Genomic DNA, 24,275 nt, shown 5'->3' with positions numbered 1-24,275 from the left:
GGGCTCAGTCGGGCAGGACGTTGCCGGCCGCCAGCCGCTGGTACCAGTGGGCGCTGTCCTTCCAGAGGCGCTCCTGGGTGTCGTAGTCGACGCGGATGATCCCGAACCGGCGGTCGTAGCCGTACGCCCACTCGAAGTTGTCCAGCAGCGACCAGACGAAGTAGCCCCGCACGTCGGCGCCCGCCGCCATCGCGTCGTGGGTGGCGGCGATGTGCCGGCGCAGGTAGTCGACGCGGCGGTCGTCGTGCACCGCGCCGTCGGGCGAGACCACGTCGTCGAAGGCGGCGCCGTTCTCGGTGATCATCAGCGGCAGGTCGGGGTACTCGCGGTGCAGCCGCAGCAGCAACTCGGTCAGGCCGGCCGGCTCGATGTTCCAGCCCATCGCCGTGTACGGGCCCGGCTGGGGCAGGAAGTCGACCCGGTCGGCGCCGACCCAGGCGGAGTGCGCCGACCGGCCGTGGCCGTCCGCGCTCGACCGGGCCGAGACGCCGTCCCAGGCGCGGACCAGGGTGGTCGAGTAGTAGTTGACGCCGAGCACGTCGAGCGGGACGGCCGCGGTGCGCTCGTCGCCGTCGCGCACGAACGACCAGTCGGTGACCGCCGCCGTGTCGGCGAGCAGGTCGGCCGGGTACGCGCCGTCGAGCATCGGGCCGAGGAAGGCCCGGTTGGCCAGCGCGTCGGTGCGGCGTACCGCGTCGGCGTCGGCCGCCGAGTCCGAGGCCGGGCGGATCACGTGCAGGTTCAGCGTGACCGACAGCCGCGCCGCCGGAGCCAGGTCGCGGATCACCCGGCCGGCCAGACCGTGCGCCAGGTTCAGGTGGTGTACGGCGCGCAGCGCCGCCTCCGGTTCGGTGCGTCCCGGCGCGTGCACGCCGGAGGCGTATCCGAGGTACGCCGAGCACCACGGCTCGTTGAACGTGGTCCAGGTGTGCACCCGGTCGCCGAGCGCCCCGACGATCGCCGTGGCGTAGTCGGCGAAGCGCAGCGCGGTGTCCCGCTCCGGCCAGCCGCCGGCGTCCTCCAACTCCTGCGGCAGGTCCCAGTGGTAGAGCGTGGCGACCGGCTGGACACCGCGCTCCAGCAGCCCGTCCACCAGCCGGGAGTAGAAGTCCACGCCGGCCTGGTTGACCGGGCCGGAGCCGCCGGGCTGCACCCGGGGCCAGGCGATGGAGAAGCGGTACGCGTCCAGCCCGAGCGCGGCGATGTGGTCCAGGTCGGATTCCCACCGGTGGTAGTGGTCGGCGGCGACGTCGCCGGTGTCCCCGTTCAGGGTGCGTCCCGGTGTGTGGCTGTAGGTGTCCCAGATCGACGGTCCACGGCCGTCCACCCGGGCAGCCCCCTCGATCTGGTACGCGGCCGTGGCCGACCCCCAGACAAAGCCCTCAGGGAACACGACATCACTCACTCCGTCACCTCCGTGACCTCGCAGCGGTACCCCGACGAGTCGCCCGCCACCACCTCGGCGGTGGCCGTCCCGTCGCGGTGGTACACCTCGAACTCCGTGCCGGACCCACGGTCGGGCGCGGGCACGCGTACCCGGGTCCGCTGGCCCGGTGCCGGAGCGTACAGGCGCAGGGTGACGTCGTCCGCCCAGCGGTAGTCGGGCCGGTCGGTGACCGTCCCGAACGGGATCACCGATCCGGGCCGGGCCAGCACCGGGACGCTGTCGAAGCCGTGCTTCTCGGTGACCCAGCCCGGGCCGGTGACCTGCGCGCCGCTGGTCAGATGGGTCCAGATACCGGCCGGCACGTAGTAGGTGACCTGCCCGTCGGCGCTCATCACCGGGGCGACCAGCAGGTCCGGGCCGAGCATGTACTGCCGGTCCAGGTATGCGGCGGTCGGGTCGTCCGGGAACTCCAGGATCATCGGCCGCATCACCGGTACGCCCTCGCGGTGCGCCTCGTCGGCCGCCGCCGCCAGGTACGGCATCAGCGACATCTTGAGCCGGGTGAACCGGCGCAGCACGTCGACCGCCTCGGCGTCGTAGGCCCACGGCACCCGGTACGAGCCGGAGCCGTGCAGCCGCGAGTGCGAGGAGAGCAGCCCGAAGGCGATCCACCGCTTGAACACCGCCGGGTCTGGCGTGCCCTCGAAGCCGCCGATGTCGTGGCTCCAGTAGCCGAAGCCCGAGGCGGCCAGCGACAGGCCGCCGCGCAGCGACTCGGCCATCGCCACGAAGGTGGACTCGCAGTCGCCACCCCAGTGCACCGGGAACTGCTGACCGCCCGCCGTGGCGGAGCGGGCGAAGACGACCGCCTCGCCCTCGCCGCGTTCGGCGGTCAACAGCTCGAAGACGGCCTTGTTGTAGAGGTGGGAGTAGTAGTTGTGCATCCGCTGCGGGTCGGCCCCGTCGTGCCAGACCACGTCGGTCGGGATCCGCTCGCCGAAGTCGGTCTTGAAGCAGTCCACGCCCATGTCCAGCAGCACCTTGAGCTTGTCGGCGTACCACCGGACCGCGTCCGGGTTGGTGAAGTCGACCAGCGCCATCCCGGCCTGCCACTTGTCCCACTGCCAGACCGACCCGTCCGGGTTGCGGACCAGGTAGCCGGCCTGCCGGCCCTCCTCGAACAGGTAGGACCGCTGGGCGATGTACGGGTTGATCCAGACGCACACCTTCAGGCCGCGTTCGTGCAGTCGGCGCAGCATCCCCTCCGGGTCGGGGAAGGTCGCCGGGTCCCAGATGAAGTCCACCCAGTGGAACTGCCGCATCCAGAAGCAGTCGAAGTGGAACACCGACAGCGGCAGGTCCCGCTCGGCCATCCCGTCGATGAACTCGGTGACCGTCTTCTCGTCGTAGGAGGTGGTGAACGAGGTGGACAGCCACAGCCCGTACGACCAGGCCGGCACCCGGGCCGGGCGGCCGGTCAGCGCGGTGTAGCGGCGCAGCACGTCCTTCGGGGTGGGACCGTCGATCACGTGGTAGGTCAGCGACTGCCCCGGCACGCTGAACTGGGTCTGCGACACCACCTCGGAGCCCACCTCGAACGACACGTGCTCGGGGTGGTCCACGAACACGCCGTATCCGGCGCTGCTGAGATAGAACGGCACGTTCTTGTACGCCTGCTCGCTGGCGGTGCCGCCGTCGGCGTTCCAGATGTCGACGGTCTGACCGTTCTTGACGTACGCGCCGAAGCGCTCGCCCAGGCCGTAGATCGTCTCGCCGACGCCGAGCGAGAGCCGGTCGTGCACGTACTTGCGGCCCTCGGCGTCGGTGACCACGCCGATGCTGCGTTCGGTGGACGAGGTGACCAGCTTGTCGCCGCGTAGGAAGTCGACCCGCCACGGGCCGGTCAGCGCCACCCGCACGGTCAACTCGCCGGTGGTCAGCCGCGCGCTGAGCCCGGTGACCTCCACCTGCACCGGGTGTGCGGCGCTGTCGGCGAGGGCGAAGCGGGGCTGCTTGGGCAGCCCGCCGGAGTGGTGCCCGACGGTCACCCCGACCACGCCGGGGGCGGGGGAGAAGAACCGCACGGTGACCACCGGGCGGTTCAGGGTGTCGCCGCGTCCGGTGATCCTGCCGATCGGGGCGAAGACGGTGAAGGACCGCTCGTCCGGCTCCACCGACTCGACCGTGCCGGGGCGCAGCACGCTCACCCCGGGACGCAGCTGCCAGTATCCGTCGGTGAACTTCACTTGTCGGCTCCTGCCGTGATGCCGCGCGCGAGGGTGCGCTGGAAGACGAGGAAGAACAGGATCGCCGGGAGGAGGCTGAGCAGCGCGCCGGCATTGGTGGTGGGGGCGTCCATCAGCCGGTCGCCCTGCAACGAGGCGAGCGCGACCGGGATGGTCTGGGTCTGGTTGTCGATCAGCATGACGAGGGGGATGAGGAACTCGTTCCAGGTCCAGATGAAGAAGAAGACCAGCAGCACCGAGATGGTGGGCCGGACGTTGGGCAGCACCACCCGCCACAGGATCCGCCACTTGCCGGCGCCGTCGAGCGCGGCGGCCTCCAGCAGCGGGCGCGGGAAGGTGCTGAGCACGGAGGCGAGCAGGTACGTGCCGAAGGCGGCCTGGATGACGGTGAAGATGATGATCACCGCCAGGCGGGTGTTGTAGAGCCCGGCCTCCTTGGCGAAGTGGTAGAGCGGATAGATCAGGGCCTCCTGCGGCAGCATGTTGGCCAGCAGGAACAGCCCGATGATCCAGAGCCGGCCGCGGACCCGGCCGATGCCGAGCGCGTACGCGCTGAGCAGGGAGACGACCACGGCGAGCACCGCGACGGAGCCGGAGATGAGGATCGAGTTCCACAGCTTGACCGGGAAGTCGACCTGCTCCCAGTAGGTGCGCAGCCCGGTGGTGTAGAACTCGGTCGGCCAGCTCAGCGGGCCGTTGGTCGAGTAGTCGCCGGGCGACTTGAACGCGTTGAGCAGCATGAACGCGAACGGCACCAGCATGACCAGCGCGGCGACGGTGACCAGGGCCAGCACGATCCAGCGGGTGACGCCCCGGTGGTGCCGGTCGGGCACCCGGCGGGTACGGCCGCCGGCGCGGGGCGGGGTGAGCGTGACGGCCATCAGATTCCTCCGTCCCGGCGTTCGGCGCGGTTCTGCGCCCGGATGAACAGCACCGCCACCACGACGATGATCAGTGTCAGCACCATCGAGATCGCCGAGCCGTAGCCGACGTTGAGCCGCTTGAAGAAGGTGAAGTAGGCGAAGTAGGAGGGCACGTTGGTGGCGTTCTCCGGGCCGCCCCGGGTCAGCGCATAGATCGGACCGAACACCTTCATCGCGGCGATGGTGCAGGTCAGGCCGACCACGAAGGTCTCCGGCCGGATCTGCGGGAGGGTGATCGCGCGGAACCGTCGCCACCAGCCGGCGCCGTCGATCTCCGCCGCCTCGTACAGCTCGGGGTTGACCCGTTCCAGCGCCGCCATGAAGACGACCACCGGGTAGCCGAGCTGCACCCAGATCATCACGGCCATCACCATCGGCAGGGCGGTGTCCGGGTCGCCGAGCCAGTCGTGGCTCAGCGTGCCGAGCCCGATGGCGTCGAGCAGCCCGTTGAGCGCGCCGTCGGGTCGCAGGATCCAGCCCCAGACGATGCCGGCCACCACGACCGGCAGCACCTGCGGCAGATAGAAGGCGGCCCGCAGGGCGGCGGCGGTACGCGGGCGGAACCGGCGTCCGATGGTGTCGAACAGGACGGCCGCCAGGACCAGGCCGATCAGGGTGGGCAGCACCACCATCGCGACGATCATCGCGATGGTGTTCTTGAACGAGGTCCAGAAGACGTCGTCGGTGAGCAGGGTGCGGTAGTTGTCCAGGCCGATGAAGCTGGGGTCGCCGACGCCGGACCACTTGGTCAGGGAGAGGTAGCCGGTGTAGATCAGCGGGCCGCCGATGACGAGCAGGAACAGCACGGCGCCGGGCAACAGGTAGAGCCAGTAGCCGGCGTCGGGGCGTCGGGGGCGGCGTGGGGTCTTGCCCGTCGGGGGAGACGTGGTCGCCCCCGGGCGGGCAGCGACGGTGTCGGGCACTGCCATGGGAGGTCCTTCCAGGGTGGGGCGGGCGTCACCGGGTGACGCCGACGGGTACGCCCGCCCCGGCCGCCGCTCAGTCGCGCGTGATCTCCGCGACGCCGTCCTGGTAGGGCTTGGCGATCGCGTCGAGGACCTGCTCGGGCGACCGGGACTGGTTGATCAGGCCCTGGAAGCCGGAGACCAGCACGTCGTAGTAGCCGGGGACCGGCCAGTCCGGATAGAAGGCCAGGCCGTCCTGGCCGCTGATGGTGTTGAAGTTCTCGATCAGCTTGCGGTCCTTCTCGTCGCTGATCGCGGCCGGGTCACCGGCCACCGGCACGCCGCCGTTGTTGCCGATCAGCGCCTGGATCTCCGGCCGCATGGTGATGTCGATGAAGTCGTAAGCGAGGGTCTTGGCCTTGCTGGTCTCCGGGACCACCCAGAGGTTGCCGGAGGAGCCGGCGTGCATCGTGTTGCCGGGGAAGAGGAAGCTGTCCCAGTCGTAGGAGATCTCGCTCTTGAAGCGGCCGTACCACCAGCTGCCGGAGACGATCATCGGGACCTTGCCGGAGATGAACGAGGTGCCCATGTCCTCGGCCTTGAGGCTGGCGGAGTCCTTGGCGATGTAGCCCTTGCCGACCCACTCGGCGAAGGTCTCCGCGCCGTACCTGAGCGGGTCGGCCTTGAAGTCCACCGGGTTGGCGTAGAGCTGGTAGTTGTTCACGAAGGTGCGATCCGCACGGGAGAGCGCGAGCTGGTAGAAGAGCTGACCGGCCGGGTACTCGGCGCCGGACATGCCCAGCGGCGTGACGCCCTTGGTGACGAAGGTGTCCATCGCGGTGGTCATCTCGGCCAGCGTCGTCGGCACGGTGACGCCGTGCTCGGTGAAGAGTTCCTTGTTGTAGTAGACCATCACGTACTCGCCGTAATTGGGCACGCCGTACCAGTTGCCCGAGCCCATCACGCCCTTGTCGTACCGGGCGGTGGTCTGCAGGCTGGGGCTCAGCGCCTTGTCCCAGCCGCGCTCGGTGGCCTCGGCGGTCAGGTCGGTGAGCAGGCCCTGCGAGGAGAGCAGCCCGGCGGTGGCGTTGCCCTTGTTGTACTCCATGATGTCGGGGCCCTCGGCCGAGTTTATGATCATTCCGGCGTTCTGCTGGATCTGCTCGAACGCCTTGCGCTCGAAGCGCACCTCGACGCCGGGGTGTTCGTCTTTGAAGATCTCGATGGCCCGGTCCCAGGCGATGCCCATCGCGCTGTTGGCGCTCTCGTAGTGCCAGAGCTTGAGGACGTTCGCCCCGCTGTCGTCCCCGTCACCGCCGCAGGCGGCCAGGCTCGTCGCCGTGAGCGCGGCCACCGTGGCCGCCACGGCTACGCTGCGGAATCGTCGCATTGCTAGTCTCCCTGTTGAGTATCGAGCCGGTACTCCTCAAGCCCGTCGTCGCGTGGCAGCGCGACGGCGGGCTGCTTCACTGTCCGGAGCCGGCTGGTCGCCGCCGGCCCCCGTGTCACTCGTGTCGGCCGTGCGCGGCGGAGCGCTGGAACCCCGGACCTCCAGCGCGCACGGCAGCAGTTGCTGGTGGATCTCGCCTCGACCGCCGTCGACGTGGCGCAGCAGCGTCTCGATGGCGATCCGGCCCACCGCGGAGCCGGGCGAGCTCATCGCGGTCAGCGCGGGCGTCGCCAGTTCGGCGACCTGAGGTGAGGTGACCATCGAGACGACCGAGACGTCGTCGGGGACCGAGCGGCCCCGGATGGCCAGCTCGCCGAGCAGGCCGAACACGGCGTTCTCGTTCATCGCCAGGATCGCGGTCAGGTCGGGTGCCTGTCGCAGCGCGGTGTCCAGTGCGGCCCGGCCCCCGGCGGCGCTGTCCTCGGCGGGGATCATCAGTGGTTCCAGGCCGTGTCCGGTCATCGCGACGGTGAACGCGTCCCGGGTCCGCAGAGCCGGACCGTAGCCCTCGGCGAGGGTGTCGGCGGAGTGGTTGACGTAGACGATCCGGCGGTGTCCGAGGTCGACCAGGTGAGCGACGGCGTCCTGGACGGTCTGCGCGAAGTCGATGTCCACGTAGGACAGACCGGTGGTGTCCGCGGTGCGGCCGATGAGCACCAGCGGTACGCCGACCTCCCGCAGCACGTCCACCCGGGGATCGTGCAGCTGCACCTCCATCAGCAGCGCGCCGTCGAGCATCCGCTGGCTGGCCAGCCGACGCAGCTCGTCGAGGTCGCCGACGCCGATGGGGGAGAGCACCAGGTGGTAGCCGGCCGCACCGGCGGCGGCCGCCGCGCCGGTGACGAAGGCGGTCTCGGTGGCGCCGAGGCCCCGCTCGTCCATCGGCAGCAGCAGGCCGAGGATGCGGCTGCGGCGGCTGGCCAGGCCGCGGGCCATGGCGTTGGGCTGGTAGTCGAGCGCGGCCATCGCCGCGAGGACCTTGTCCCGGGTCGCCTGGGAGATCGGGCGGGTGCCGGTGAGCACGTACGACACGGTGCTGACCGAGACCCGGGCGAGGCGCGCCACGTCCTGCATGGTGGCCACGGCACCTCCCCACACGGGCCCGTCGAAACGCTTCGACTAAGCGGTTCGACAGAAGGTAGGTCACGTGTTACAGCCACGTCAATACCCCATGACGAACCGACGTCCAGGCCCCGGATGCCCGCCGCAGCACCCCACCTACCCGCCGATCATGAACGTGTGGTGCTCACAAATGCCACCTGTCGGGGCAATCCTTCAGCCACTACTCCATGATCGACGGCTGCTGGCGGTGCACCCCCCAGCCGTGCGGGCATTCCATGATCAAGAAGCGTGCTGCGGTGCGTCCAGCCCGAATCTTGGACAGTTTCCGTTATCAGCTAACGGAAACTGTCCTAGATCTCGCGTTGGAACCTCGGCCGAGCAGAAGTGGCCTGGGGGCTGGATGGTTCTCGTTGCAGGCAGGCGGTCAGATGTCGAGGTGGAACTTCTCCAGCACCGACGGGGCGACCAGGCCCAGCGCGGCCAGTGCCGAGACCACCATGAGCCCGGTGCGTACGAAGACGGTCTCGGTCCGTCCACCGGCCCGCATCGCGATCTTGTCGGGCAGGCTGATCGGTGTCCACATCCGCCGTTTGATCGGAATCGGCCACAGGATCGGTACGCCGGCTCGGGTGATCATGTCGCCGAGGATGTGCACGAACGAGCCCACCCCGACCGCCAGCCCGATCATCGGATAGCCGCGGTCACCGGGCAGGTTGACGGCGGTGAACACGGCGGCGCCGGCCGAGACCAGCGTGACGATGACCCAGCCGGCGCGCGCGGCCCACTTGTCGAACAGGCCGCGCAGCGCCAGACCGATCATGAAGAACAGGATGCCGATGACCGCCCACTTGCCGTACTGGACGCACAGCGTGGTGGTGCCCCAGCCGACCAGCACGGTGAACGGGATGGTGTGGGTCAGCGTCCGGTGGCCGTTGTTGCGCTTCGGGTCCCGGCTGAGTTTGGTGGCGTAGTAGACGCCCAGCGAGATCTTCTCCACCACCTCGGCGACGAACAGCGAGAAGACACCGAAGGTGCGGGCCACGGTCGCGCCGCCCCGGTTGCGGGTCACCTTGCCGGACAGGTCGATGTCCGGCAGCAGCGCGGCACCGGCGCAGACGGCGGTACCGACGGCCAACGCCAGCGGCGACTGCTCGTAGTCGTAGAAGTGCTGGAGCGCCCAGGACCCGCTCAGCCATACCGCCGCGCCTGACAGCGCGTGCGACGGACCCATCATCTCGGCTCGCCCTCCCCAGGGATCTTGAGCGCCAAAACTACGTCACTGTAGTTCTCCGCCACGCCGCAGGGGGACCGCCGTTGGCCTCCACAAGGGACAGCATGGTGGCGCTGCCCGGGGAACGGCCCGACCACCAGGGAGTATGGCAGCGCCGAAGGGCTCACCGAACCGCTTGTGTCGGCCATGGGACGCGGCGTACCGCCGACCTGTCGTAACCCGGCGGTACGGTCTCCGGGACGTCGTTGGCTACGTCCGGTGCGCCGGTGTCACGTGGGCGTGCTCTCCCTGCGGACCGAACAGCGTGAGCAGTTCCGCGGGCCGCTCGTCGGCGCTGCCGATCCAGTGCGGGATGCGGGTGTCGAACTCGGCCGCCTCGCCGACGCCGAGCCGGAACTCCTGATCGCCGAGGACGAACCGGACGGTGCCGTTGAGCACGTAGAACCACTCGTATCCCTCGTGGGTCTGCGGTTTCGTCGTCGGCGCCCGTCCCGCCGGCGGATGGATCACCTTGTACGCCTGGACGCCGCCGGCCCGCCGGGTCAGCGGCACCAGCACCAACCCGGCGTGCCGGATCGGCCGGAGGTGGATGCGCGGATCGCCGGTGGGCGGCGCCGCGACCAGATCATCCAGCGGTACGCCGTACGCCCGCGCCAGCGGCAGCAGTTGCTCCAGCGTCGGGCGCAGCTTGCCGTTCTCGAGGCGGGACAGGGTGCTCGCGGTCAGGCCGGTCTCGCTCGCCAGCGCTGCCAGCGTGGTCTGACGCGCCCGGCGCAGTGCCCGCAGTCGTGGCCCGACACCGGCCAACACGTCCCCGGCAGAGTCGTCCATGTCCCGATGATTGCGGATCCGCAAGAGAAATTGCAACCGGGCAACGGTGCTGGTGATGCTGGAGGCACCGCACCGCGCGATCGTCCTCTGGCGGACGCGGGCGCGCCGACCTGACGAAAGGGCACCAATGGACGCCACCGGAGCACGCACCGCTCACGAAGCATCGGACCCGAACGGGCCGGACGACGCCGTTCGGTTCTGGGAGCGGCACTACCGCTCCCGGCGTACCTGGGGCGGACGGGCCAACCCGCTGCTCGCCGAGACCGCCACGCCACTGCGTCCCGGCGACGCCCTCGACCTGGGCTGCGGTGCCGGCGGCGACACCCTCTGGTTGGCTCGCCACGGGTGGCACGTCACGGCCGTGGACATCTCCGCCACCGCCGTCGACCGGGTCCGGGCCCGCGCCCGCGAGCTCGGCCTCGGCGACCGGGTCGTCACCGAACGGCACGACCTGACCAGCGGCTTCCCGGCCGGCCGGTTCGACCTCGTCTCCGCCCAGTACTTCCACACGCCGTTCGCGATGCTGCGCAGCCGGATCCTGCGTACCGCCGCACGGGCCCTGCGCCCCGGCGGACACCTGCTGATCGTCGACCACGGCTCCACCGCCCCCTGGTCCTGGAACCAGGACCCCGACGTCCACCACCCGACCCCGCACGAGGTCGCCGCCGACCTCGAACTGGACCCCGCGCACTGGACCGTGCTGCGCGCCGATGCGCCCCGTCGTCGCGCGACCGGACCGGCCGGTCAGGTCGCGACCGTCATCGACCACGTCCTGCTCATCCGACGTGCCACCGGAACGGAGTGACGGACGTGTCGACCGACCGCCCACGACGAACCCGCGCCCGGGACACCGGACCGGCCTGGACCGGCCCCGACGAGAAGGCCACCCTGCGAGGCTTCCTCGACTACCTGCGTACCTCGATAGCGGACAAGGTCGCCGGCGTCGACGAACCGCAGGTCCGTACGGCCGGGGTGCCCTCGGGGACCAACCTCCTCGGGTTGATCACGCATCTCACGCACGTCGAACGCTTCTACTTCCTCGGCGAGACCGTCGACAACTGGCGCGCGGCCATGCGGCCGTCCGCCGACGACACCGTCGAGGGCGTACTCGCCGAATACCGGGCCACCGTCGAGCGGGCCAACCAGGTCATCGACGCCTGCCCGGACCTGTCCCATCCCGCCCCGCGACCGCCTCGACGCGGACCGGCGCCGTCGATGCGGTGGGTGCTGGTGCACATGATCGAGGAGACCGGCCGGCACGCCGGCCACGCCGACATCCTCCGCGAACGGATCGACGGATCCACCGGCCGCTGACCGGCCCGTCACCATCGACCCCAACCATCGGTGTGCCCTGTGACGTTCTAGAGCGGTGAGGGGGTGGGCATGGTCCAGTCGTTCCACGAGTTCGTGGTGCATCGTTCGCCGGGGTTGTCGCGGACGGCGTATCTGCTGACCGGGGACCACCAACTTGCCGAGGATCTGTTGCAGGTGGCGTTGGCGCGGACGTATCGGCATTGGCGGCGGGTTGCCGATGGTGACCCGGAGGCGTACGTGCGTCGGGTGATGTACCACCAGCAGGTGTCGTGGTGGCGGCGGCGTCGGTTGGTGGAGCGGTTGGAGGCGCAGCCGCCGGAGCGGTCGTCCGGTGATGCTGCTGAGGCAAGCGCGTTGCGTCTCAGCCTCGCAGCTGCGTTGCGGCAGCTCACTCCGCGTCAGCGGGTGGTGATCGTGTTGCGGTTCTACGAGGACCTGACGGAGGCGCGGGTCGCCGAGGTGTTGGGTTGTTCGGTCGGCACGGTCAAGCGGCATGGCCATGACGCGTTGCGGCGGCTGCGGCAGATCGCCCCCGATCTGGTCGACGACACGGCCGAGAGGAGTGCACGGTGACCAGCCGACTGCGTGAGGCGTTGCGGGACACGGCGGAGGACGCGCCGGTCTACCCGGTGTACGAGCGGGCGCTGGCCACCGCACGACGCACCCGACGCCGGAACCGGGGCGCGGCGGTCGTGATCCTGGTGCTGGCCGCGCTGGCCGTGACAGTGGCGCCGGTGGGGCCGGCCCCGAGCGTGGACCCGGCCGACGGGGTCGCCGGTGCGCTGCCGGACCGGATCGGCCTCCCGCCGATCGGTGCGCTGCACGTCACCGACCGACCGCGCCTCGGCCCGGCGTCCGTCCTGTTCAGTGGGCACCGGAGTGACGAGGAGGAGACCATCGGCGTGGTCGGCGCCGATTCCGACCGCTATCGGATCCTGCGGATGGGAGCCGATTCGCCGGCCGGCGAGACGGTGCTGCTGTCCCCGGACGGCCGGTACATCGCCCGGTCCGCCGACGATCCGGAGCGGCCGGGTGTCGACGTCATCGACCTGGTCACCGGTCGCACCCGGCACGTGGAGAGCACCTCGGAGCACGTGACGTTCGCGTACCCGGCGGGGTGGGCACCGGACGGCCGGCACATCGCCGTGGTGGACCTCGTGTTCGTCGACGCGCAACGGTCGAGCCTGCGGTCGGTGCTCAGCATCGTCTCGGTCGACGGGCGCGAGCGGACCCGCGTGCGCGAGGCGGCCCAACAGCAGATCTTCGCTCACCCGGTCGCGTTCACGCCGGCCGGCGACCGGCTCGCCTACCAGGTCGGCAACACGGTCTGGGTGGCCGCGCGGGACGGTACGCGGCTGTCGTCGTTCGCGCTGCCCTACGAATCCACGTTGGCCGGCAAGGGAGCGTGGACGCCGGACGGTCGGTGGCTGATCCTGGCCACCCGTCGCGTGGACAGCAGTGAATGGCACCTGCGGCGGGTGGACCCGCTGACCGGCCGCGACGCCGTAGCGCTGGACCTGCCGGCCGTCTCCGACGTGACCACCATCCGCCTGCTCGGCTGGGGACCGGACGGGTCCGCGCTGGTCGTGGGCTTCACCCCGAACCCGCTGTCGCCCACCCGGTTCGACCAGCCGCTGGAGATCGACCAGCGCACCTCGTCCGGCAGCGTGCGGGGCGTTCGGGTGCTCGCGCTGACGCCAGGTGCTGCCGAGCCGCGTACCGTGTTGACCGCTCCGGATCAGATTCTCGCGATCGACGTGGCCGACGGTGTGATCGAGAGCGGTCGGGTGCGGGAGGCGAGTCCGCCCGGTGGGGTGGGCGGCCGGTTCTGGTGGTGGACGGGGCTGATCATCCTGGTCTGGGGCGGGATCGCCGCCTATCGGGGCCGGGTCGGGCTGGCGCTATGGTTCGATGACCGGCGGGTCCGGCGGGCCCGGGCGGCAGCGAGCAGGAAGTGATCAGCTCCACCAGCGTTTGCGGGGCGCCCGGACGGTCACGTCGCCGAAGATCGCCCGGCAGGTCACCTCGATCACCGGGCTGCCGGGGGTGACCGGCCCGGTCAGCTTCGACTTCTTGTCGCCGAAGACCGCGCTGCCGGTGAGCCGTACGTCCGTGCCCTCCGGCACGACGATGACGACGCTGCCGAAGATCGCGTCCGCGTCGATCCGGGTCACGCGGGCGGAGAGCTGGGCCTCGTGCAACTCGATCCGGCAGTCACCGAAGACGGCCCGTGCTTCGATCAGTTCCGGTGCCGCCCAGGCGCCCTTGCGGACGTCGCTGCCGAAGACCGCCAGGAGCTTCTCCGGGGCCGGGGCGTGCCCGCCCACCGGCTGCACGCTACGGCCGGGGTGATCCGGCAGGTCGGTGGTCAGCCGGGCCAACTCGCCCCGCGTCTGCGAGGCGTGTGCGGCACCGGCCCGCTCGGTGTACTCGTCGAGGGTGATCCGGCCTTCGGTCACCGCCTTGCCGAGCACTTCCACGACCTCCTCCCGCTCCCGGTCGGAGACTCGCAGCCGGTCAGTGTCGTCGTGCCGTTCCCGTTCCACGCCCCCGAGCCTAGCGGCGTGGCGCACCGGGCCACCCCACCCCGCCTCCGTCGATCCTCCAGGACAGCCGGTGACCCGGACGCCGGGCAGTCAGCGGCGGGGGCGGAAGCCGGAGCGGATGGTGGCGAACTGGGCGGTCGAGGGCTCCCAGTCGTACTCGTGGGTGATCCAGCCGAGCGTCCAGGCGCGGTCCCGGGTCCGCCCGTCCGGCACGATCTGCGTGGCGCGGAGCCGGTCGCCGTGCGGGGTGAGCCAGCCGAACTCCCACGCGGTGGCGTCGCCCATCCGGCCGAGCCGGAACTCCTGATATCCGGGAAGGGTGCCGGCGGCAAGCTCGCGGTCCCGGACCGCGCGCAACCGCGCCACCGGACCGAGGCTGGTGTCGCTGGTCCGGGCGACGGTGAGCGCGCGTCCGGTCGCCGGATCCTGGAAGCAGGCCACGTCGTCGTCGCGGGAGTACCGCCACTGCTCTGGTACGGCCACCCGGAAGCCGCTGCGGTCGGTGTGCCAGGCCCAGCCGGTCGGCGGCCGGAACGTCTCGTCGTCGGTCGCCGGGGCGGCCGTCTCGATCGGCCCGCCGTCGACCCAGGGCCGCACGCAGGGCAACGGCGGGGGTACCAGCCCGCCCGGTGGCGGTGGAGGCGGACGTCGTCCGTCGCGCGGACCCGGCCCGCCCGGTCCCGGGTCCGGGCCGCCGGCCTCGTAGGGGGCCGTCCCGGGCCACGATTCGGTGGCCCTGTGAGGAGCGTCCGGGTGGTCGTCGCCGGTGCCCACCACGGTCAGCGCGGTGCCGATGCCGGCGGCCATCGCCACCAGGACGGCGACGGCGGCGAGCGCCCAGGGCCGCGCCACCGCACTCCGCTCACGGTTCGGGTCGCCCGCGCGAGTCGGTAGTTCGAGGGGGGCGGGCTCGTCCGGCAGGTCGTCCCGGTCGTCGGGAGCGGCGTCCCGCTTCTCGGTCGTGGGAGCGGCCCGGTCACCGTCCGCCCGCTCGTCGGCTCGGCGTCCGGATGCGGGGTCGTGCGAGGTGGGGCCGAGGGAGTCCGGTTCGGTGGGTAGGAGAGCGGTCTCGTCACCGGTCTGCGGTGGGGTCTCGTCGGGGCCGGCGGCGGCGAGCAGTCGGCGGCGGGTCTCGGGGTGGTCGGCGCGGTGCGCGGGGTCGCGGCGCAGCAGCCCGGCCAGGACCGCCGAGAGCGGTCCGGCGTGCCGGGCCGGGTCCGGTGGCGCGGAGGCCAGCGCGCTGAGGGTGGCCATGGCGGTGCTGCGGGCGTACGGTGAGCGGCCCTCGACGGCCGCGTAGAGGGTGGCGCCCAACGACCAGAGGTCGGCCGGCGCGCTGGACACGCCCTCGGCGGCGCGTTCGGGAGCGACGTACTGCGGAGAGCCGAGGATGGTGCCCGCGCCGGTCATCGCCCCGTCGCCGTCGAAGACGGCCAGCCCAAAGTCGGTCAGCAGCACCCGGCCGTCGTGAGCGAGGAGCACGTTGGCGGGCTTGACGTCGCGGTGCAGGACGCTGGCCTCGTGTGCGGCCCGCAGCGCGTCGAGCAGGGCGAGGCCGATGCGGGCGGCGCGCTGCGGGGGCAGTGGTCCGTCGGTGTCGAGGACGTCCTGGAGGGTGCGTGAGGGCACGTACTCCATGACGATCCACGGTGTGCCGCCGTCGGAGACCACGTCGTAGACGCGGACCACGTTGGGGTGGTTGAGCCGGGCGGCGGTGCGGGCCTCGCGGAGCGTACGGGCGCGCAGGTGGTCGAGTTCGTCACCGCCGAGCCGGGCGGGCAGGACGACCTGCTTGACGGCGACCTGCCGGTGCAGCAGTTCGTCGTCGGCCCGCCACACGGTGCCCATCCCGCCGCGACCGACCAGGTCGAGCAGTCGGTACCGGCCGGCGATCAACGCTCGCACGTGTCCCCCATCCACCGTCCGGCGTACACATTAGCCAGCGGATCGGGGATCACCTATTTCGCGTGCGCGTGTCTCGACGGTCGGCAGGCGGCCCCTCACACGGCCAGCAGGTTGCCGTCGGGGATGGTGATGGTGCGGCGGCGCGGCGACGGGTCGACGGCGGGGTGTCGGGAGTGCGTGGGCCCATGTTCGCGGCGGGCGACGGCGTAGGTCTCGGCGGTGCGGGCGGCGATGGTGGCCCAGCCGTACCGCCGGCCGACCATGGTGCGGGCCGCTCGGGCGACTCGGCGGGCGAAGACCTCGTCGCCGAGGAGTCGGCCGACCGCGCCGGCCAGTGCCGACGGGTCGCTGTGCGGGAAGGTCACGCCGGTGACGCCTGGCTCGACGATCTCGGCCAGGCCGCCGGTGCGGGCCACCGCCAGGGGTGCGCCGGCCGCCGCGGCTTCCAACGCGACCATGCCGAAGGGTTCGTAGAGGCTGGGGACGACGGTGGCGTCGGTGGCGCCGAGCACCGCCGGGAGCTGGGTGTTGTCCAGGAAGCCGGTGAAGCGGACGGTGCCGCCGAGCCCGTGCTGCCCGATGCGCTCCTCCAACTCGCCCCGGTAGGGGCCGTCTCCGGCGATCAGCACCCGCAGCCCGGGGTGCCGTTCCCGCAGTTCGGGTACGGCGTCGACCAGGTGCTGCACGCCCTTCTCGTAGACCAGCCGGCCGGCGTACCCGACGAGTGGGCCGTCTCCGGCAAAGCGGGCGCGGGCGGTGGCGACCGCGCGGGGGCGGGCCCGCCAGGCCCGGTCGTCGACGCCGTTGGGGACCACGTCGACGTGGCCGGCGGGGACGTCGAACAGCGTGGTGATCTGCTCGCGCATGTAGCCGGAGCAGGCGATCAGCCGGGTGGAGGCGTTGCTGAGCCAGTGCTCGACGCCGTGGATGGTGCGGTTCATCTCCTCGGGCAGCCAGCCCTGGTGCCGGCCCGCTTCGGTGGCGTGGATGGTGGTGACCAGCGGCAGGTCCAGGTGTTCGGCGACGGTGATCGCGGTGTGCGCGACCAGCCAGTCGTGGGCGTGGACGACGTCGTAGTCGTCGGTGTCGGCGGCGCGCAGGGCGGCGCGGGTGAGGGTGTGGTTGAACGCCATCGTCCAGGCCAGCAGGGAGCCGGTGGCCAGGGGGAAGGTGACCGGGTCCTCGGCGGCGCGCACGACGCGTACGCCGTCGACGTGTTCCTCCAGCGGCGCGCCGTCGGCGTGGCGGGTGACGACGGTGACCTGGTGGCCGGCGGCGGCCAGGGCGACGGAGAGGGCATGCACGTGGCGGCCGAGTCCGCCGACGAGGACGGGTGGGTACTCCCAGGACAGGATCAGCACCCGCTGCGAGCGTGCGGCGTTGATGTCGATCACGTCGGCGTTCGGTGACATACGCGCCCCCTTGGAGTTGTCCCCGCGCGGCCGGCATCAGGCCCCCCGGCGGGCCTGTCGGTGTCGCGGCTGGATCGGGACCCATCCTGGTCGGGGCTGGATAACCAGCGGAGACGTAGCCGTTGCGGTGGTGTAAAGGGCTGCGGGCGGGTGCGCGGCGGCCGGGTCGCCCGGGTGCGGTGGGGTCGCGCCCCGCGCTTCTGCGACATTCGTAGGAGTCGATCGTCGGTATGTCCCACAGGTGTCGGATGACCTGCCACGTCCGGCTTCGTAGGTTCTATTCGGACGGTGTACCGACGGGCCCTGGGTCCGCCCACCAGCTCCGGTGTGCGGCGGTCGACGTCGGGTGCCGGGAAGGAGAAGCAGGATGCGAACCACGAGGCGATGGTGGGTTCCGGCGGTGGCGGTCGCGGTGATCGCGGCCGTCCTGCCGGTGACCCCGGCGACGGCGCAGCCGGTGTCCGCCGGTCCGGGACCGGTCGTCGCGGACGGCGTCACCCAGCCGGTGTTCGGGTACGCCGACGCGATCCGCGAACGGATCTTCGTGACCTCCGACGTCGACACCGACGCCGACGGCGCGCTCGACGTCGTGGCGATGGACATCATCCGGCCCCGGGCCAGTGAGCAGGGCCTGCGGGTGCCGGTGGTGATGGACGCCAGCCCGTACTTCTCGACGGTCTGCCGGGGCAACGACAGCGAGTGCAAGGCGGACCTGGACGGCGACGGGCTCAACGACCGCTGGCCGCTGTTCTACGACAACTACTTCGTCCCGCGCGGCTACGCGGTGATCCTGCTGGACATGATCGGCACCAACAACTCGACCGGCTGCCCGGTGACCGGCGGGCGGGCGGACAACATCAGCGCGCCGACCGGTATCGACTGGCTCAACGGCCGCCGCAAGGGCGTCGACGCCGAGGGCAACGAGGTCGTCGCCGACTGGCACAACGGCCGGACCGGCATGATCGGCAAGTCGTACGACGGGACGCTGGCCAACGCGGCCGCCGCGACCGGCGTCGACGGGCTGACCACCATCGTGCCCATCTCGGCGATCTCCAACTGGTACGACTACTCGCGCAGCAACGGGCTGGTGACCCGGGCCAACAACTACTCGGGCAGCCTGGCCAACAACGTCACCAACCCGGACCGGCGGCAGTACTGCGCCCCGGTGCGGACCCAGCTCGGCCAGGGCGGCGACGACGCCACCGGCGACTACAACGACTTCTGGGCGGAACGGGACTACCTGCCGCACGCGGGTCAGGTCAAAGCCAGTGTCTTCGTGGTGCACGGCATCAACGACGACAACGTCCGGGCGGACCACTTCAGCAAGTGGTGGTACGCGCTGGCCGAGCAGAACGTGCCGCGCAAGCTCTGGCTGACCGGCACCGGGCACATCGACCCGTTCGACTTCCGCCGCGCCGAGTGGGTGCGGACCCTGCACCGCTGGTTCGACTTCTGGTTGCACGGCATCGACAACGGGATCATGCGGGAGCCGGCGGTCGACGTCGAGCGACTGCCGGACGTCTGGGAGACGCACGCCGACTGGCCGCTGCCGGCCAGCCGACCCACCCAGGTGTTCCTGCGACCCGGCACCGACGGTGGCCCTGGTGGGCTGTCGGTGCGCTCAGGCCCCGGCAACCGTTCGGCGACGTTCCGGGACACCCCGACGATGAGTCAGGCCACCGCGATCCGGCACCCGTCGGATTCGTCGGCCAACACCGAGAACCGCCTGGTGTTCCTCTCCGCGCCGCTGACGGCGCCGCTGCACATCTCCGGTACGCCGATCGTGCGGATCAAGGCGTCGGTCGACGGTACGGACACCAGCTTCGCCGGGCTGCTGGTCGACTACGGCACCCGGGAGCGGTTCAGCACCAGCGGCGACGGCATCCAGACCCGCAGCACCGAGGACTGTTGGGGCGAGGCGGCCACCTTCGGCGGGTACGCGGAGGAGGGCTGCTACCGGCAGACCGTCAAGACCGTGGCGAGCAACCCGCAGGAGTTGGTGACCAAGGGCGTCGTGGACGGGCTGAACCTCGACTCGCTGTACGTGTCGACGCCGCTGGTGCCGGGCGCGAAGTACGGCGTGAACGTGCCGCTGATGCCGGAGGACTACGTCTTCGAGACCGGCCACCAGATCGGGGTGGTGTTGCTCGGCTCCTACTCCGGCTACAGCAGCCGGGCCAAGCAGACCCGGGCGCAGATCACCGTGCACTTCGACAGCACCCGGATCACCCTGCCGGTGGTCGGTGGCCGTCCGGCCGCCGTGGCGGCGGGCCTGGGCTGAGCCGGTGTTCCTGGGCTGACCCGGTGGGCCTGGGCTGACGTGGTGGGGCGCCCGTGCGGGTGCCCCACCACCCGGGTCACCGGCGGGCGCGCAGCAACTCCGCGACCGACCATGCCTGGAACGGGCAGCCGGTGGCGATGTGCGGGGCCCGGCCGTCGGCGGTCTCGCTGACCGACCCGAGGCCGTACTCGGTCAGGTGCGCCTCCAACCCGGTGAACAGCGTGTCGACGGGCAGACCGGCGCGTCGGCTGGCGTCGGCGTACGGGCCGATCAGCCACGGCCAGACGGTGCCCTGGTGGTAGGCGCTGTCCCGCTCGGCCGGTCCGCCCCGGTGCCGGCCGATGAAGCCGGGGCAGTCGGGGGAGAGGCTGCGCGGGCCGAGCGGGGTGAGCAGCCCGGCACCGACCAGGCCGACCGCGCGCGGGTCCGCCTCCAGCGGCGCGAACGGCAACGACCAGGCCAGGAGCTGGTTGGGTCGGAGCAGGTCGTCGTCGTGGAAGGCCGCGCCACCGAGCGGGTACGCCGGGGCGGGGGCGTCGACCACGTCGTGCAGCCAGCCGGACGGGGTGGGGAAGCGGTCCCGGAACGCCTTGGCTGCCCGTTCGTGCAGTCGGTGCAGCCCGTCGGAGTCCTGCCCGGCCAGGTCGGCCAGCTCGGCGACCCCGGCCACCCCGTTGATCCACAGCGCGTTGACCTCGACCGGCTTGCCGTGGCGCGGGGTGACCGGTACCCCGTAGACGCGGGCGTCCATCCAGGTCAGCGCGGCACCGGGGGCGCCGGAGGTGAGCAGCCCGTCGGCCGGGTCGACGGCGATGCCGTAGCGGGTGCCGGCCAGGTGGGCGTCGACGACGCCGCGCAGCGCCGGTAGCAGTTCGTCGCCGAGGTCGGTGTCGCCGGTGACGGTGACGTGTCGGCTGACCGCGTGCAGGAACCACAGCGTGCCGTCGACGGTGTTGTACTCGACCCGGCCGGTGTCGGCGGTGTTGGCCAGCATCCCCTCGGAGAGCGTCGCCGCGTACGCGCGCAGCAGCTCACGCCCGCGATCGGCCCAGCCGGTCCGCAGGAACAGGCCCTCGTAGGAGATCATCGTGTCCCGCGACCAGGCGCCGAACCACGGGTAGCCGGCGACCACGTCCACGGGTGTGTCGGTGGTGCGCACGATGAACGCGTCGGCGGCCAGCGCCAGGGTGGCCTCGACGTCGTCGGCGGGCTTGGTCGACGCGACGACCTCCCGGTTGCGGCGACGGGCCGCCGCGACCACCTCGGTGGCCGGTGGCGGCGTCGGAGCCGCGTCCTGTGCCCAGGCCAGCACCGACACGGTGTCGCCGGGGTGGCGCAGGGTGTCGCGGAACTGGCCCGCGTACCAGAGGTCCTCCTCCGGGTGCAGGCCGCGCGCGGCCTCCTCACGGTGGTAGACGCCCCGCCACCAGTGGCCCTGCGGGGACCAGCCGGGCCCGGACAGCCGGTACGAGCCCTCGATGACCGCGCCGCCGTCGACCGGGTCCATCCGCAGCGGCGGACCGTCGGCGCGCCGCTCGCCGTGGGCGTCGCGCCAGGTGCAGGCCGCCGCCAGTTCCAGCTCGACCGGCCCGCCGCTGATCAACCGGTGCACCACCGCGACGCAGGAGCGGCCGTGCAGCATGGCCAGCTCCCGCTCGATCACCACGTCACCGATGCGCCACCGCCACCGGGGCAGCCCGTCGGCCAGGTCGAAGCGCTCCAGCAGCTCGAAGCCGCGCGGGTCGACGTCGCCGGAGACCCACTCGTGCGCGCCGAGGCGGACCCGGGCGCCGGAGGGCAGCAGCACCGCCGGGTCGAGGCTGACCAGCCCCACCTTGCGGGCGGCCGGGGTGTCTCCGGGCGCTACCAGTAGCCCGTGGTACCGGCGGGTACGCAGCCCGCCGACGGTGCCCATGGCGTACCCGCCGAGGCCGTCGGGCACCAACCACTCGCGGCCGGCGGCGCTGGTCAGCTCTCCGCAGACCTGCGAGCCGAAGCGAATCTCGATCAACTTTCCTCCACCGGCGGCGAGGTGTAACACGACACGACGACAATGGCCGCTGTGGTGAAGTACCCCAGCGGCGTCGAAGATGTAAAGGTGATCACTGACGGTTCGTCCTCCGCCCCGGCCCCCGACGCGGAACGGGTCCGGCTCGCCCAGGCCGATGCCGGCGAGCAGGACTGGCGTGCATGGGGTCCCTATCTGTCCGAGCGGGCGTGGGGGACGGTACGGGAGGACTACAGCGAGCACGGCACAGCCTGGGACTATTTCCCCCATGACCACGCGCGGTCCCGAGCCTACCGGTGGTCCGAGGACGGCATGGCGGGCGTGTGCGACGACCGACAGACCTTCTGTTTCGCCCTCGCGCTGTGGAACGAGCGGGATCCGATCCTCAAGGAACGGATGTTCGGTCTCGGCGGGGACGGCGGCAACCACGGCGAGGACGTCAAGGACTACTGGTGGTACGAGGACTCCACGCCCACCCATTCGTGGATGCGCTGGCGCTACCACTACCCGCAGGCCGCCTTCCCGTACGACGAGCTGGTCGCGGTCAACGGGCTGCGCGGACGGGACGACACCGAGTACGAGCTGGTCGACACCGGCATCTTCGACGACGACCGGTACTGGGCGGTGACCGTCGACTTCGCCAAGGCCACCCCGACGGATCTGTGCATGGTGGTGACCGTGGTCAACCGGGGGGACCGGGCCGAGCGGCTGCACGTCCTGCCGCACCTGTGGTTCCGCAACACCTGGGCCTGGGGACTGCCCGGCGGTGACCGGGTGCCGCAGATCGTCGGGGAGGGTGCCCGGCTCGTCGGTGAGCACTGGGTGCTCGGGCAGGTCCGGCTCGAAGGCGACGGCGACCCGACCCCGCTGCTCTGCGACAACGACACCAACGCCGAGCGGCTGTGGGGGCTGCCGAGCCGGACGCCGTACCCGAAGGACGGCATCAACGACCACGTGGTCGACGGGGCCGAGACGGTGAACCCGGAGCTGACCGGCACCAAGGGCGCGCTGCACTACGTGCTGGACGTGCCGGCGGGTGGGCAGCGTCAGATCCGGCTGCGGCTGACGCGTACGGCCCCGCCGCCCGGTGCCGTCGACTCGCCTCCGGCGGACCTGGGCGACGGCTTCGAGGCCGTGGTGTGGGCGCGGCGGGCGGAGGCGAACCGGTTCTTCGACGGGGTGATCCCGGCCAATGCCAGCGCCGACGAGGCGTTGATCGCCCGGCAGGCCATCGCCGGGCTGATGTGGGGCAAGCAGTTCTACCACTTCGACGTCAAACGGTGGTTGGAGGGCGATCCGGGATCGTCGCCGCCGGCCGGGCGCCGACACGGCCGTAACAGTGCCTGGTGGCACATGACCAGCTTCGACGTGATCTCCATGCCGGACCCGTGGGAGTACCCCTGGTACGCGGCCTGGGACCTGGCCTTCCACTGCGTGAGCATCGCGCGGGTGGACCCCGGCTTCGCCAAGGACCAGCTGCTGCTCCTGCTGCGCGAGTGGTACCTGCACCCCAACGGGCAGATTCCGGCGTACGAGTGGGCGTTCGGCGACGTCAACCCGCCGGTGCACGCCTGGGCGGCGTTGAAGGTGTTCGAGATCGACGGCAGCCGGGACCACGACTTCCTGGCCCGGATGATGCACAAGCTGCTGATGAACTTCACCTGGTGGGTCAACCGCAAGGACACCGGCGGCAACAACGTCTTCGAGGGCGGCTTCCTCGGGTTGGACAACGTCGGCCCGTTCGACCGGTCGGCGGCGTTGCCGGTGGCCGGGGTGCTGGAGCAGTCCGACGGCACCGGCTGGATGGCGATGTACGCGCTCAACCTGCTGGACATCGCCATCGTGCTGGCCGAGCACGACCGCACCTGGGTGGACACCGCGACGAAGTTCTTCGAGCACTTCACCTACATCGCCGCGGCCGCGTACGACCAGGGGCTCTGGGACGACGAGGACGCGTTCTTCTACGACGTGCTGCGGCTGGCCGACGGGACGAAGGTGCCGTTGAAGGTGCGTTCGGTGGTGGGGTTGCTGCCGCTGGCGGCGGTCACCCGGCTGCCCGCGCGGACCCTGCACCGGCTGCCGGAACTGGGTGCCCGGTTGCGCTGGTTCCTGACCAACCGCCCCGAGTACGCCTCGGTGGTCGGCGCCCGACGCATCGGCCCGGACGGGCGGCAGCAGCGGCTGCTGTCCATGTGCGGTCCGGAGCAGGTGGTCCGGGTGCTCGCCCGGATGCTGGACACCGACGAGTTCCTCTCCGAGTACGGCCTGCGGACGTTGTCGCGGGCGCATCTGGACAAGCCGTTCGCGGTGACCCTGGGTGGGCAGGAGTTCTGCGTCGGTTACGAGCCGGCCGAGTCGACGAGTGGGCTGTTCGGCGGCAACTCCAACTGGCGTGGCCCGATCTGGATGCCGACGAACTTCCTGCTGATCAGCGCGCTGCGCGACTACGCGGCGTTCTTCGGTGAGGACCTCCAGGTGGAGTACCCGACGCGCTCCGGGGTGAAGAAGACCCTGGACGAGATCGCCGACGATCTCTCCGCCCGGCTGATCGCGTTGTTCACCCGCGACGACTGGGGGCGGCGGCCGATCTACGGCGCGGCGCAGTTGTTCCAGACCCATCCGGACTGGCGGGACCTGATCGCCTTCCCGGAGTACTTCCACGGCGACAACGGCGCCGGGCTCGGTGCCTGGCACCAGACCGGCTGGTCGGCGCTGGTCGCCGACCTCATCCTCACGCTGCGGCGCTGACCGGCCGGGTCAGAGTCGCCATTCCG

General features: G+C 71.3%; 18 protein-coding genes. 6 read left to right on the top strand and 12 right to left on the bottom strand.

What is annotated here, in order from left to right:
- Positions 1–4 precede the first annotated feature (4 nt).
- From ACZ31C_RS14020 to ACZ31C_RS13985, 8 genes are all read right to left on the bottom strand, one after another.
- Positions 5–1,405, bottom strand: coding sequence for a GH1 family beta-glucosidase (locus ACZ31C_RS14020; protein ID WP_465795602.1), 1,401 nt, complete (start codon positions 1,403–1,405; stop codon positions 5–7).
- The gene (gene yicI, locus ACZ31C_RS14015) at positions 1,402–3,633 is read right to left on the bottom strand and encodes an alpha-xylosidase (protein WP_465795601.1); all 2,232 of its coding nucleotides are present in this window, start codon (positions 3,631–3,633) and stop codon (positions 1,402–1,404) included. The genes ACZ31C_RS14020 and yicI overlap by 4 nt, the downstream gene beginning before the upstream one ends.
- Complete coding sequence (locus ACZ31C_RS14010; RefSeq protein WP_449948712.1) at positions 3,630–4,514, bottom strand: carbohydrate ABC transporter permease; 885 nt, start codon at positions 4,512–4,514, stop codon at positions 3,630–3,632. Before ACZ31C_RS14010 ends, yicI begins: the two co-directional genes overlap by 4 nt.
- Positions 4,514–5,485, bottom strand: coding sequence for a carbohydrate ABC transporter permease (locus ACZ31C_RS14005; protein WP_465795600.1), 972 nt, complete (start codon positions 5,483–5,485; stop codon positions 4,514–4,516). The genes ACZ31C_RS14010 and ACZ31C_RS14005 overlap by 1 nt, the downstream gene beginning before the upstream one ends.
- 70 nt (positions 5,486–5,555) lie before the next feature.
- Positions 5,556–6,851 (bottom strand): ABC transporter substrate-binding protein, encoded by a 1,296-nt coding sequence (locus ACZ31C_RS14000; protein WP_465795599.1) that lies wholly within the window; start codon positions 6,849–6,851, stop codon positions 5,556–5,558.
- 36 nt (positions 6,852–6,887) lie between these two features.
- Entirely contained in the window at positions 6,888–7,985 is a 1,098-nt protein-coding gene (locus ACZ31C_RS13995; RefSeq protein ID WP_465795942.1) for a LacI family DNA-binding transcriptional regulator, read from the bottom strand.
- 412 nt (positions 7,986–8,397) lie between these two features.
- Positions 8,398–9,207, bottom strand: a complete 810-nt coding sequence (locus tag ACZ31C_RS13990) for a metal-dependent hydrolase (RefSeq protein ID WP_350700646.1) — start codon at positions 9,205–9,207, stop codon at positions 8,398–8,400.
- Between the two features lie 246 nt (positions 9,208–9,453).
- Positions 9,454–10,035, bottom strand: a complete 582-nt coding sequence (locus ACZ31C_RS13985) for a helix-turn-helix domain-containing protein (protein WP_465795598.1) — start codon at positions 10,033–10,035, stop codon at positions 9,454–9,456.
- A 127-nt stretch (positions 10,036–10,162) separates the two neighbouring features.
- Between ACZ31C_RS13985 and ACZ31C_RS13980 the strand changes: the two genes are divergently transcribed.
- The 4 genes from ACZ31C_RS13980 to ACZ31C_RS13965 all read left to right on the top strand — a co-directional run bounded on the left by ACZ31C_RS13980 (position 10,163) and on the right by ACZ31C_RS13965 (position 13,307).
- Positions 10,163–10,840 (top strand): SAM-dependent methyltransferase, encoded by a 678-nt coding sequence (locus tag ACZ31C_RS13980; RefSeq protein WP_465795597.1) that lies wholly within the window; start codon positions 10,163–10,165, stop codon positions 10,838–10,840.
- Between the two features lie 5 nt (positions 10,841–10,845).
- Complete coding sequence (locus tag ACZ31C_RS13975) at positions 10,846–11,349, top strand: DinB family protein (RefSeq protein WP_465795596.1); 504 nt, start codon at positions 10,846–10,848, stop codon at positions 11,347–11,349.
- A 69-nt stretch (positions 11,350–11,418) separates the two neighbouring features.
- Positions 11,419–11,922: a SigE family RNA polymerase sigma factor gene (locus ACZ31C_RS13970; RefSeq protein ID WP_465795595.1), complete on the top strand. Its 504-nt coding sequence runs from the start codon at positions 11,419–11,421 to the stop codon at positions 11,920–11,922.
- On the top strand, positions 11,919–13,307 hold the full coding sequence (locus tag ACZ31C_RS13965) for a TolB family protein (protein ID WP_465795594.1): 1,389 nt from the start codon (positions 11,919–11,921) through the stop codon (positions 13,305–13,307). Before ACZ31C_RS13970 ends, ACZ31C_RS13965 begins: the two co-directional genes overlap by 4 nt.
- Here ACZ31C_RS13965 and ACZ31C_RS13960 read toward each other — a convergent pair whose 3' ends face one another.
- From ACZ31C_RS13960 to ACZ31C_RS13950, 3 genes are all read right to left on the bottom strand, one after another.
- On the bottom strand, positions 13,308–13,895 hold the full coding sequence (locus ACZ31C_RS13960) for a DUF1707 SHOCT-like domain-containing protein (RefSeq protein ID WP_465795593.1): 588 nt from the start codon (positions 13,893–13,895) through the stop codon (positions 13,308–13,310).
- A gap of 90 nt (positions 13,896–13,985) precedes the next feature.
- Complete coding sequence (locus tag ACZ31C_RS13955) at positions 13,986–15,800, bottom strand: serine/threonine-protein kinase (RefSeq protein WP_465795592.1); 1,815 nt, start codon at positions 15,798–15,800, stop codon at positions 13,986–13,988.
- A 95-nt stretch (positions 15,801–15,895) separates the two neighbouring features.
- Entirely contained in the window at positions 15,896–17,212 is a 1,317-nt protein-coding gene (locus ACZ31C_RS13950) for a glycosyltransferase family 4 protein (RefSeq protein ID WP_465795591.1), read from the bottom strand.
- 367 nt (positions 17,213–17,579) lie between these two features.
- Between ACZ31C_RS13950 and ACZ31C_RS13945 the strand changes: the two genes are divergently transcribed.
- Positions 17,580–19,493, top strand: coding sequence for a Xaa-Pro dipeptidyl-peptidase (locus ACZ31C_RS13945; RefSeq protein ID WP_465795590.1), 1,914 nt, complete (start codon positions 17,580–17,582; stop codon positions 19,491–19,493).
- Positions 19,494–19,569: 76 nt separating this feature from the next.
- On the opposite strand, the gene ACZ31C_RS13940 is transcribed toward ACZ31C_RS13945, so the two are convergent.
- The gene (locus ACZ31C_RS13940) at positions 19,570–21,504 is read right to left on the bottom strand and encodes an amylo-alpha-1,6-glucosidase (protein WP_465795589.1); all 1,935 of its coding nucleotides are present in this window, start codon (positions 21,502–21,504) and stop codon (positions 19,570–19,572) included.
- Positions 21,505–21,546: 42 nt separating this feature from the next.
- On the opposite strand from ACZ31C_RS13940, the gene ACZ31C_RS13935 reads away from it, so the two are divergent.
- Positions 21,547–24,249 (top strand): MGH1-like glycoside hydrolase domain-containing protein, encoded by a 2,703-nt coding sequence (locus ACZ31C_RS13935; protein ID WP_465795588.1) that lies wholly within the window; start codon positions 21,547–21,549, stop codon positions 24,247–24,249.
- Positions 24,250–24,275 lie beyond the last annotated feature (26 nt).

The organism is Micromonospora sp. NPDC023869, assembly GCF_055559695.1.
Note: the sequence above shows the minus strand (reverse complement) of the source record. Positions and strands in the feature narration are given on the sequence as shown.